Source organism: Thermodesulfobacteriota bacterium, assembly GCA_036482575.1.
Taxonomy (GTDB): Bacteria; Desulfobacterota; GWC2-55-46; order GWC2-55-46; family JAUVFY01; genus JAZGJJ01.
Genome location: JAZGJJ010000117.1, coordinates 1 through 11,270, shown reverse-complemented (window position 1 = coordinate 11,270; position 11,270 = coordinate 1). Strand labels below are relative to the sequence as shown.

Genomic DNA, 11,270 nt, shown 5'->3' with positions numbered 1-11,270 from the left:
GTCACTCCCCTCCCCCTCGCCTTCATCTTCTTCATCCGGAAGCGTCTCCCCCCCCTCCCCCATCTTCTTCCCGAAGGCCATAACCACCACGATGCTTATCCCGTAGAGGAGCATTATCGGACCGGCCATGAGGAGCTGGCTGAAGATATCCGGCGGGGTAAGGAAAGCCCCGACGATTACGGCCAGGAGGAACGCGTACTTCCAGAAGGCCACGAGCCCGCGTGCGTCCACCAGCCCGAGCCTCGAAAAGACCAGGGCGGCGAGGGGGATCTGGAATATCACGCCAAAGGCCACGAGCAGCTTCGTTGCGAACGACAGGTAGAGGCCCATGGAGAGGACGGGCCTCAGCTCCGGGCCGGAAAAGCTCAAGAGGTACTTAAAACCGACGGGCAGGACTATCATGTAGGCGAAGGTGACGCCGGAGGCAAAGAGCAGGACCGAGACCGCGACCACCAGCGGGAGCCAGGCCCTCTCACCCTCGTAAAGGCCGGGTGCGATGAAGGCCCAGCCCTGATAGAGTATCACCGGGCTTGCCGTTATAAGGGCCCCGACAAGACCCACCTTCAGGTAGGTGAAGAAAGGCTCCACCACGCCGGTAAAGGCGAGCGACCTCTCCCCCTCCGGAAGGGCCGGAAGCAGCGGGGCGGCAAGAAGGTCGAAGAGCGCTTCGGAGAAGGTATAGCAGACCGTAAACGCAACGGTTATGGCCACGACCGAGACTACGACCCGGTGCCTGAGTTCCCTCAGGTGCGAGACGAGAGGCATGCTATCCTGGTCCGTGCCTGTCCCCTCGCCCCCCCCCTCCCCCTCCCCCTCGGCCGGCCCCTCTATGCCCTCTCGCTCGCTCACTCCCCTTCTTCTCCGGCGCGCGCGTTCTTTTTGGTGTCGGGGTCGGTGTCGGGTTCGGTACCGGGGTCGCTGTCGGAACGCCCGGATCCGGCGCGCTCCATCTCTTCCTCGTTGGGACGCATGGGCTTTCCGGGGTCGTCTACCCCTGTGTCCGGCCCGGTGCCCGGATAGATGAGATCCCTGTCGATGTCGTGTACGCTCCTCTTGATCTCGCCGGTGGCCCTCTTGACCTCCCCGAGGGCCTTGCCTATCTTGCCCATGAGCTCCGGGAGCTTCTCCGGGCCCACCAGGATAAGGGCGATGACGAGGATGACTACTATCTCTGTAAACCCTATTCCGAACATATCGCCTCCAACGCGCGGTCAGCCCGCCTGCGGCGGCACGACCATCACGGGCCGGTCGGCCTTCCTTATAACCCGCTCCGTGGTGCTGCCGAAGAAAAACTTGTCCACCTTACCCCTGCTCGAAACGCCCATCACTATGAGGTCTACATTCTCGTCCTTCGAGAACTTGAGTATCTCTTTATAGGGCTCGCCGTCGAGGACTCGCATCTCAAAAGCCTTGAGTGCCTTGAGCCTTACGGAGCAGAACCTCTTCAGCATTGCCATTGCCCCTTCCCTCATCTCCCCTTCGAGCTTGTCGAAAGAGAGGTGCGGCACGTAAAAGCCCGCCGCGTCATTCCTAAAGTCCACCACGTGTACCACGTAGAGCTTGGAGCCGTGCCGCTTCGCAAGAGAGCGGGCGCAGGAGAGCGCGTTCTCCGATACGGCGCTGAAGTCGGTCGGCAGAAGTATCCGCTTAAAGTTCCCGGCCGCTTTCACTCCCTTTCCTTTTTTCCCCTTTTTTTCCATTTTTTCCATTTTTTCCTTGTTTCCCATTTTTTTTACCATATCGTCTCCTCAGTGGGAAGATTTAATCGCCGGTCGAGTGCCGCTCGGGACAAGCTTATATCATAACAAAAAGAGCCGCCTTTTCAACTCCTTTCTCAACCCATATGGCTCGCATGATTGAATTGACGACCGGCCCCGGGCGTGCTAAAATCTTGGTATGTATTGTTCCCGACACCCAAAGAGGTTCGGGCGTACGCATTGTTTTAACTGCGGTAAGGCCCTCTGTTTCAGATGCGCCTCGGAAGGGGCGGGGTTCTGCGGCCCTGTTTGCAAAACCATTCACCGTGCCCGCGGATTCGCGGGAAAAGTCCTCGGTAAGCCCTTAATACGCACCCTCCGCTCCCTTCCGTCACGCGTCGTACCGTTTATAGAAAAGCACTCCTTCAATCTTTACGTATCCGCCTATATAGCCGGTGAAAGGTCTTTGGCCTCCTCGGCACGCATGGCCGGGGCCGCCGGAAGCGGCCTCGCGCGCGGGCTCGTGTACTCCGCCTCGGCCGCCGTGCGCGGCCTCGGTAAGAGTTGGCGCGCCGCCCTGACGTTCACCTTCCTCGCCGCGGCCGTGGCCGTGGCAACCGTCTGCCTCTCGCTCCACTACGGCGGGTACGCCCTGAGGTTCGCGCTAAGCGCGTGGGTGGTCCTGTGGCGGGCGTTCGTGGCCTGCGTATCGGCCGTCGCCTACGGCGTGGAAAAAACCTTCCAGGCCGCCTTCGCCCTCATATACTTCATAACGTCCGCGGTTGCGTACTTCATCCGCCTCTCGCTCCGCTGCTGCCTCCACGCACTGCGCCTCCTGCTCGACGGAGCGGCGCTCGCATGGAGGGCGCTCGTCTTCTGTATATATGCCGTCTTATACGCCGTAGGAAAATCCTTCAAGGCCGCCTTTGTCCTCGTCTCTCTGGTCGCGGTCACGGCCGCGGCCTTCATCTACCTGTCGCTCCATTACGCCCTCTACGCCCTGAAAATTCTGCTGAGCGGGCTTGTAGCCATATGCAGGACTTTCCTGCACGTACTGGAACGCGCGCTGGCCGTACCCGAGCGCATAGCAAGGGCGGTTATACGGCGGCTCCACGACCTGAAACCCGACCCGGTCTTCGGCCACCTGAGGGCGGCGCCCGTACGCTCCGGCCTTATTATGAGCGTGGCGACCCTCTCCATGCTGCACTTCTCCACCGATATCGACGTAATGCCGATTTCCATCCTGGAAGAGACAAGGCAAGAGGCCGCGTCCGTGGAAACAGTGACGATAAAGGACGCGAAGACCGATACCGTAAAGGTAAGCCCTTCCCCTTCCTCCGCCGCCCCTACGATGGACAAGAAGGCCTTTCGTAAAGAAACGCAGGCAGCCCCCAAAACGGCCCTTATAAAAAGGGTTCCCATAAAAAAAGAACAACGGGAGGCGTCTTACCCGCCCGACATAAGGAGGGGGAACCCCGGTGACGTAAAGGTGTCCATTACCTTCGACGGCGGAAGCCGGGCCAACGAAGCCACGGCCATCCTGGGCGCCCTCAGGGAGAGGGGGATACAGACCACCATCTTCCTTACCGGCGAGTTCATAAAGGACAACCCAGGGCTCGTGATAACGATGGTAACGGACGGCCATGAGATAGCCAACCATATGATGAGCCACCCCCACCTCACCAGCTACGGGGAGGACTTCCGCCACAGGACGCTTCCCGGCGTTACGAAGGAGTTCATGGCGAGCGAACTCCGGGAGACGGCCGATATCTTCACCGCCGTTACGGGCGAAAGGATGGCGCCGCTCTGGAGGGCCCCGTACGGGGAGGTAAACGGGGAACTCAGGGAGTGGGCCTATCAAGAGGGCTACATACATATCGGCTGGACCTCGGACTACCGGAGAAGGGAGAGCCTCGATACGCTGGACTGGGTCTATGACAGGACGTCGGAGCTCTATCTCACATCCGAGGAGATAAGGGATAAGATATTCGGCTTCGGCAGGGACCGGGGGGGGCTCGGCGGCGGTATAATACTCATGCACCTCGGGACCGAGAGGGCCGAGGACAGGCCCGCGGGCAGGCTCGGGGAGATACTGGACGGCGTTATGGAGAGGGGCTATACGTTCGTCAAGGTCTCAACGCTTATCGGGGGCAGCGAAAAAATAAAGGCGCTTCTACGGCAACCCGACAAGGTCGCCATGCGGCTTCCGAAAGATACCATTCGATAGGTTAACGGCGCCGGGCCCACGCCAGGCCCACGCCGGGCCCACGGTAGGTCCGGCGGCAAGCCCACCTCGCCCCTTAAAGCTCCAGGGACTTCACCCTTTCGACTACCCCCTTCCTTATCTCCTTCGGCTTCGGGAGGTCCCTTACGACCTTGCCGTCCTTTATAAGGGTGGTGAGGGTGTTCTTCCACATCCCGCCGCATTTACAGTGGTCACGTTCGGTCCCCAGGGCCACTACCTTTCGCTTGCCGCAGCTCTCGCAGATAAGGACGTCCTTCGCCCCGGACCGCTTCCCCCTCTTGGCGAAGGGCTTTCCCTCCATCTCCACTATGTCCATGGAGAAGTCCACGACCGGGGCGTTACTTATGCACGTCCCCACGCCGAAGGCATCCACCAGCGGCTTCAACTCCATTACCTTCTCCTCGTCGAGGCCGCCGCTTGCGAAAAGCTTTACGTCTTTAAAGCCCCGGAGGTCGAGCTCCCACCGGACCTCTTCGAATATGCGGTAAAAATCCCCCCTCCTCGACGCTGGCGTGTCGAGCCTCACGGCAAAAAGTTTTCCATCCATTCCCTCGGCCACCCTTAATGCCTCGAACTTCTCGTCGTTGAATGTGTCTATGAGGGAGACCCTCTTGACCTTCTTGTCTATGACCTCGTCGAAGGCCTTTGTCGCCTCGAGCGTATCCCCGAGGATGAGTATAAGGGCGTGCGGCATGGTGCCTACGGCTTCGATCTCCAGAAGCTCGGCGCTCGCCACCACGGCCACCCCGTCGCATCCGCCTATAAAGGCGGCCCTCTCTATCATCGGCGCTATGGCCGGGTGCATGCGTCTGGCGCCGAAGCTTACGACCGTCCTCTCTCCCGCGGCGATCCTCATCCTTGCGGCCTTCGTTGCCACGCCCGAAGCCTGGCAGATAAGGCCGAGCATCGCCGTCTCGAAGACGCAGAACTCCCGGTAGTTTCCCTCCACCTCCATAACCGGCTCGCCGGGCCTGAATATCTCGCCCTCTTCAAGGGATCGGACGTTCACCCCCTTCCCCTCCATCAGGTGCGCGACCTCCTCCACCCCGGCCAGCACGGCCCAAGGCCAGCCGCAGGGGAACTTCTTCGCGAAAAACTCGGCCCTGACCCGCTTGTCGATTCCTTTGGCCTTCAGTATTTCAAGCGTCCTGGCGAAGTAGACGTCCGTTACCTTGCCGCTCCTTATCTCCTCGGGGTCGGCTATGTGAAAAACGCGCTTACCCATACCTTAAATCTACTGCGAGTTTCCCCGGTTGTCAACAACACTCTGGACACTTTCCTTCTTTCTCACGAGCTCCCCCCTCTCTCCCCTGAGGAACAAAAGGAGCAGCATGCCCACGACCAGTATCAGCGAGCCGACGATTATGAACCATATGCCCGGGTCCCTGTTTATGGTGAGGACCGCGTAGGTGCCCATCACGTAATCCAGGAGCCTTATGGTCCTGTTGCCGAGGCTTACCTCTCCGCCGGGTTTCGATACGGGCATAAAGGCCCGCTCGCCTTCCGGCGAGACTATCACCTGAAAGGGGTTACGGTACTCCGTGGAGCGCGAATAGGGACGGCCGTCTTCGGTAAAGCCGAGGTCGGGATAGAGGGTGCCGAAGACGAACCTCTCCCCGTCCCCGGTCTTGAACGAGCCCCCGAACTCGGCCTCCACCACCTCTCCGTCCACCCCCAGCCGAAGGCCCGTGGGCATACGGCCGTGGTCGAGGTAGTAGAAGGCAATGCCCTCATATATAAAAGGACCGTTCAGCTCTATGGTTCCGGTACGGAACTCTTCCCCTTCTCGGAGCAGCGTAACGGTGGTCTTCATGGAGTCCATCCGCCCACGGGTGTCAACTTTCACGTCCACGTCGTCGAGGCGTACCGAGAGGCCGGGGTTTTCTGGTACGGGGAAGGGCTCCCCCTCGAAGACGATATTCCCCGGAGAGCGGAAGCCGTACATACTGCCCACCAGATGCCCGAGAAGGGCCACGAGGAAGCCGACGTGTACTATCTGCGGGAAGAAAGCCTGCCAGCGCTTTTTCTGTTTGACTATGGAGTAGAGCTTGTCCGCGGTGCAGACGACCGTATTCAAGGCAAAGAGGGCGGTCAGGCCGACGAGGATGTATATCCAGAGGCTAAGGCCGGGGTCGTCCTTGCCCGTGGTAAGGAGCCAGGGCATGAGGAGCGCCTGGTCGAGCGGGCGGAAGAAGTCGGGGCGCTTCATGGCAAGGAGCGACCCCCATACGCTGTCCATGCATATGAGGGCCGCAAGCGTGACCGTAAGCCCGGGGGCGGTAAAGAAGTTCCATATACGTCTCATAAGGATTGCATCTTCTACCATACGGGGGTGGGGGTGTCAATACCGGGACGGGAGGGGGGGGTAACCTTTACAGAGGCGGCCTGACTGTGGTATATTTTACATTGTAGACCTGCAAAGGAGGGCACTTATATGCAGACGGCAAAAAGTGAGGTCGGAAAACTTCTTGAGAGCCTGCCCGAGGACTGCTCGCTGGAAGATATCCAGTACCATCTGTACGTCCTTCAAAAGGCCGAGCGAGGCCTGAAGGACGCCGAAGAGGGCCGGGTCCGAACGCAGGAAGAAGTCGAAAAGATGATGTCGAGATGGCTCGAAAAGTAGTCTGGACCGATGAAGCCGTTGCCGACCTCGAAGCGCTCGCCGAATATATAGCAAGGGACTCCGGTTTTTACGCGGCCGCTTTCGTTCGAGAAGTCCGTGACGCAAGCAGGTCGCTCAACGAACTCTCCGAAAGGGGCCGCGTCGTCCCCGAACTCTCCAACCCGAACATCCGCGAACTCCTCGTAAGGGAGTACCGCCTCATCTACAGCATTGAAAAATCCCGCGTAGCCATACTGGGCCTCATTCATGGGAAAAGAGAGCTTAAAAGGCTCAAGGAAGAGTAAAGCCTGACGGGCTTCCGGCACGAGCGTGGCGCCTACTTCGCCGAAAGTATCCGGTCATACACGTCCAGATGACATTTCGCCATTATTTTCTTGGTGTAGTGGGTCCTGACGGTCTGCCTTCCCGTGTTGCCAAGCCTTTCCCTTGTCTTGTCGTCCGTGAAGAGCGACCCGATCCGCGAGGCCAGCGCCTCGAAGTCCTTTATCCCTATCAGGTAGCCGTTGATATCTTCCTGGATTATCTCGGGCATCCCGCCGGTCCGGGTTACTATCATCGGTTTCCCGGTGGACAGGGACTCGAGCATCGTCAGCCCGAAAGGCTCCGGCACGCTCGAAGGATAGACGCATATTTGGGCGAGGCTGTAAAGCTCCGGCATCTCCTGGAGCGAATAGGCGTTGATGAAGACGTGTTCCTTTAAATCGAAGATCTTTACCAGGTCGACAAAATAGCCGACCTCCTTTTCCTGCGTAAGTGCCCAGTCGATAATATTTTTGGTCCCCGCCATGACCAGAAGTACGTCCGGGAACCATTCCTTAACCATCCTTATCGCCTTTATGCTCACGTCGCACCCCTTGGCCATTCCCATCCTCGCGGGGTGGAAGACTATCTTTCTGCCCTCCAGCTCGGGGAACTTCTTCAAGATGTTCGTGGGCTTTACGTCCGGGCTGAAGAACTCCGTATCGATCCCGTGGTGCACGACCGTTACGTTCCGCTCCTCACACCCGGCGCCCATGAGCTCTTTCTTGATGTAGTGGCTGACGGCTATTATATGGCTCCATTTTATCCCTCTCGTGAGCTTGAGGAACAGGATGTCGTCCCACACGTTATGCGCGGTGAGGACGAGCGGTATGCCTCTCTGAGACGTAGTCTCCTCCAGGATCTTCGCGTGCGCCTCGCTGAAGTAGTGCATGTTGTGGACGTGCACGATATCCGGCCCGACCTTGTCGAAGAAGTCGTTGAAGGTCTTTGCAATCTCTTCTTCAAGACCTTCAAGGCCCCTCTTTACAAGCCAGTTAAGGTCAAGGAGCGGCGTACGGTAGACGGCTACTCCCTTAAAATCGTCTTCCTCCTTTTCCCCCTCCACGGACCCCGTCAGCAATCCTACCTTGTGTCCCCTCTTGACGAATTCCGGAAGCAGTATGGTAAGGTGCGTCTCCACGCCGCCTATTATCGGGGGGAACCCCCAGTGTATCTGAGCGATATTCATCTCAAACCTCCTCGTTTATCAATAAAAATCCTTGATCTCATAGGGGACTTTCTTTATACGTTTTTTCCGGAAGGTGACTTTCTTGTTGGCAGGAAGCCTCTGCGAGACACCGTAAACCCTGACCGGCAACTGCTCGGACTTGCGTCTTGAACGGAAGTACAGACTGACCTTTTCCCGGTCCATGTCCACCGAGATATCGAAACCCCTGAACCTGATGGAGATTTTAAAACCCTTCCAGTGGGAAGGGAGCCTGGGATCGAAAGACAGGACCCCCTTCCTGATCCTGATGCCCGCAAAGCCGGTTACAAGGGCCTGCCACACACCTCCCAGCGAAGCCGCGTGTATCCCCATGTCCGTATTCCCGTATATGTCCTTCAGGTCGGCATATGCGGCCACATCGAAGTAGTGGCATGCCTTGTCTTCCTCTCTCACCTCGGCGCCGACGGCGGCATGGACGGAGGCGCTGAGGGAGGACTTGTGCAGCGTCCTCTCTTCATAAAAGAGGTAGTTTTTCCGCCTGGTCTCCATGCTGAAAGAGTCGGTCAGAAGGAATAAGAGCATTACCACGTCCGCCTGTTTGACGTATTGCGTCGCCATGATATCGTGTATGTTCTCGGGATAGCCGGGCATGGAGTGGTGGTCGGGTTTCGGCAGGGGGAGTTTCTTCTTCTTCAGGTACCCCTCGAACTGCTCTATTATTTTCGTCTTTTTCGAAGTCGGGACATAGATAGCCGAGGCGACCTCTCGCCATACTTTGAACTCGGACGCCTTGAGGTCGATTCTCCCCATGAGTTTCTTCATCTCGGCCGGGTATCTCCTATGGAAGGTCCTGTAAAGCTTTGAGGCCACCCTCAGGTTCCATTGAGCCATGAGGTTCGTAAAGGCGTTGTTGTCCACGCCCTCATGGAACTCGTCCGGTCCTATCACGTTCTTAATCTCGTACCTCTTCTTTTTCCCGTTATACTTCACCCTGCTCGCCCAGAAGCGCGCCGTTTCAAAGACCATCTCGAGCCCGTAACGGAGCATGAATTCCATGTCGTTTGTCGCGAAGAAATAATGGACGGTGGTGTAGGCGATGTCGGCCGTAATATGGCACTCCTGCTCCATCGTCAACACTTTCTGTATCTTTCCGCTTCCGTCCTTATACCATGAAGGTGTCGTCTCCTCCCCGGTATCCGCGGATTCCCACGGGAACATAGCCCCCTGGAAGCCCCTTTCCCCGGCGAGCTTCCTGGCCTCGTTAAGCCTGTGATACCGGTACATCAGGAGGTTCCGTGCGACGGCGGGCTCGGTATAGATAAAGAAGGGTACGCAGAATATTTCCGCATCCCAGAATATATGTCCCCTGTAACCCTCTCCGGTCAAGGCCTTCGCACCTATGCTCACGTCGTCGCATTCCTCCGTGGCGGCGATGAGCAGATGGTAGATATTGAAACGTACCGCTCTTTCGACATGCGGGTCTCCGCATATCTCGATATTCGCTCTCTTCCACCTCTTCTCCCATGCCTTGCGGTGCTCACGGACCAGCCCGTCGAAACCTTTCTTCGCGCTTCCGGCCACGGAATCCAACGCGGTTCGCTTCGTCTTCTCCACGGAGGCGCCGGGAGCGGTGTAAAACGACAGGTAGTTGGTTATGCATACGGTCTCCCCTTTTTTCAGGTGAAGCTTGAACGTCCAGTCGGGAGCGGCGTATGTCTTCCTGCCTTTCTTTACAATGACCTTGCTCGCGTATGCAATCAGGCTCCCTTTCTCGACGGTCTTTACACACAGGTAGTTGCTATCGCCGGAACCCCCGGCTTCGATAACGCTTATATGCTTTTTATCGCCTTCCGTAACGAGCCCCTTGTTTACGACCGAACTATCCACGGCGCTTGTAATGGTAAGGTCGGCATCCTCGTCCAAAGGGGTGACATAGATCCGCATCACCGCTACATTCTTGTCGTGCATGCTGAAAAAACGCATGGACTGGTAGTCGAACCTCTTTTTCCTCGCATTCGAATATACGGTGCGCCGGGTCAGGATACCGCCGCGCATGTCAAGGGTGCGCTTATGGTCCAACACGTCCATGGCCACCACGCCGAGCTTTTCTCCGTCGACACTTATCCTGAAGTCTATGGGGTTCGGCGCGTTGACGATCTCGGGGACCAGGGCCCTGGTCCCTTCATACAGGCCGGCAAAGAACGTCCCCGGACGACAACCGGGAGGGTTCTCTTCCAGTATGCCGCGGCTGCCTACATAGCCGTTGCCCAGGGTAAACTGTGTTTCACAGACGTTCTGCACGCCGGGGTCCCAGGCAGTCTCGAATATCTGCCACTGAATACCTGACAGGTAGCTTTCGAAATGGTCTTCCATCTTCCGGTTAGCCCTCCTCGAACAAGGATAGAAGTCTATCGTAGTTTACTTCCCCCAGGTCGCTGACGACCGTATCGGCCGCCTTAAGCCCCCGGGGGTCGCTGTGGCGGTCGACCCCCACGCAGAGCATCTTTGCCCGTTTCGCGGCCTCGACCCCTAGGACCGCGTCCTCGAACACCACGCACTCCTCGGGTTTCATGCCCAACCTCTCGGCGGCCATAAGGAAAACCTGGGGATGCGGCTTGCCCTTCGTGGTGTCATGGCCGCTTAACTGCGTATCAAGGAGTTTTATGACCCCCGTCTTTTCCAGGATGTAAGGGGAGTTCTTGCTCGATGATATAACCGCTATCTTGATGCCCTTGCTTATCAACCCCTTCATCAATTCCACGGTCGTCTCGAAGACCGGGACTTCACCCGCATCCAGGTATTCGAGGAAATAGTTCTGCTTCTTGTCCATTGCATCGAGAAGCTCTTCCGTGGAGAGATCTGTCAGAACGGCCCTGGCGCCGTCGCTGCGGGGGATGCCGTCAACCTTTTCCTTGTAATCCTGAAGGGTAAAATCCTTGCCGTACTCTCCGAACATCCGCTTCCACGCCTTGAAATGCAAGGGTACCGTGTCTACCACGACACCGTCGAGATCGAATATTGCCGCCTTGAATTGTCCGCCCATTATTTTCCAGACCCACCTTTCCCTTTTTTGAGACCGGCCTATACGACCCTTTTAAAGTTCCACACTCGTCTCCCACCATCCATTCTATTGCAATACCCCCCGTTTTTCAAGATAGTTCTGTACGCGGCCCGTGACGGGCAGCAATAACTCCGTCCTATTCCCTCCCCACTCCCTTGGTCTGTCATTGCGAGAAC

The 11,270-nt window shown here is 57.7% G+C and carries 11 protein-coding genes; 3 read left to right on the top strand and 8 right to left on the bottom strand.

The window, feature by feature from the left end; all coding sequences use genetic code 11:
• From tatC to V3W31_05205, 3 genes are all read right to left on the bottom strand, one after another.
• Nucleotides 1-849: twin-arginine translocase subunit TatC (gene tatC, locus V3W31_05215; protein MEE9614340.1), on the bottom strand; the 849-nt coding region annotated here is incomplete at its 3' end.
• A complete protein-coding gene (locus tag V3W31_05210; protein MEE9614339.1) occupies nucleotides 846-1,193 on the bottom strand; it encodes a twin-arginine translocase TatA/TatE family subunit in 348 nt (115 codons plus the stop codon). The genes V3W31_05210 and tatC, both read right to left, overlap by 4 nt.
• A gap of 18 nt (nucleotides 1,194-1,211) precedes the next feature.
• Nucleotides 1,212-1,709, bottom strand: a complete 498-nt coding sequence (locus V3W31_05205) for a universal stress protein (protein MEE9614338.1) — start codon at nucleotides 1,707-1,709, stop codon at nucleotides 1,212-1,214.
• A gap of 454 nt (nucleotides 1,710-2,163) precedes the next feature.
• Between V3W31_05205 and V3W31_05200 the strand changes: the two genes are divergently transcribed.
• The gene (locus V3W31_05200; GenBank protein MEE9614337.1) at nucleotides 2,164-3,924 is read left to right on the top strand and encodes a polysaccharide deacetylase family protein; all 1,761 of its coding nucleotides are present in this window, start codon (nucleotides 2,164-2,166) and stop codon (nucleotides 3,922-3,924) included.
• A gap of 73 nt (nucleotides 3,925-3,997) precedes the next feature.
• Here V3W31_05200 and V3W31_05195 read toward each other — a convergent pair whose 3' ends face one another.
• On the bottom strand, nucleotides 3,998-5,167 hold the full coding sequence (locus V3W31_05195) for a nicotinate phosphoribosyltransferase (GenBank protein ID MEE9614336.1): 1,170 nt from the start codon (nucleotides 5,165-5,167) through the stop codon (nucleotides 3,998-4,000).
• Between the two features lie 9 nt (nucleotides 5,168-5,176).
• A complete protein-coding gene (locus V3W31_05190; protein MEE9614335.1) occupies nucleotides 5,177-6,247 on the bottom strand; it encodes a cytochrome c biogenesis protein ResB in 1,071 nt (356 codons plus the stop codon).
• A gap of 129 nt (nucleotides 6,248-6,376) precedes the next feature.
• Between V3W31_05190 and V3W31_05185 the strand changes: the two genes are divergently transcribed.
• Nucleotides 6,377-6,565 (top strand): hypothetical protein, encoded by a 189-nt coding sequence (locus V3W31_05185; GenBank protein ID MEE9614334.1) that lies wholly within the window; start codon nucleotides 6,377-6,379, stop codon nucleotides 6,563-6,565.
• Nucleotides 6,550-6,849, top strand: coding sequence for a type II toxin-antitoxin system RelE/ParE family toxin (locus tag V3W31_05180; protein MEE9614333.1), 300 nt, complete (start codon nucleotides 6,550-6,552; stop codon nucleotides 6,847-6,849). Before V3W31_05185 ends, V3W31_05180 begins: the two co-directional genes overlap by 16 nt.
• 32 nt (nucleotides 6,850-6,881) lie before the next feature.
• Here the strand turns inward: V3W31_05180 and V3W31_05175 are convergent, their stop codons facing one another.
• From V3W31_05175 to V3W31_05165, 3 genes are read right to left on the bottom strand one after another with little or no spacing between them, the layout of a single operon-like run.
• The gene (locus V3W31_05175; GenBank protein ID MEE9614332.1) at nucleotides 6,882-8,054 is read right to left on the bottom strand and encodes a glycosyltransferase family 4 protein; all 1,173 of its coding nucleotides are present in this window, start codon (nucleotides 8,052-8,054) and stop codon (nucleotides 6,882-6,884) included.
• Between the two features lie 18 nt (nucleotides 8,055-8,072).
• A complete protein-coding gene (locus V3W31_05170; protein MEE9614331.1) occupies nucleotides 8,073-10,406 on the bottom strand; it encodes a glycosyl hydrolase family 65 protein in 2,334 nt (777 codons plus the stop codon).
• A 7-nt stretch (nucleotides 10,407-10,413) separates the two neighbouring features.
• Complete coding sequence (locus V3W31_05165; protein MEE9614330.1) at nucleotides 10,414-11,076, bottom strand: beta-phosphoglucomutase family hydrolase; 663 nt, start codon at nucleotides 11,074-11,076, stop codon at nucleotides 10,414-10,416.
• Between the last annotated feature and the right edge of the window lie 194 nt (nucleotides 11,077-11,270).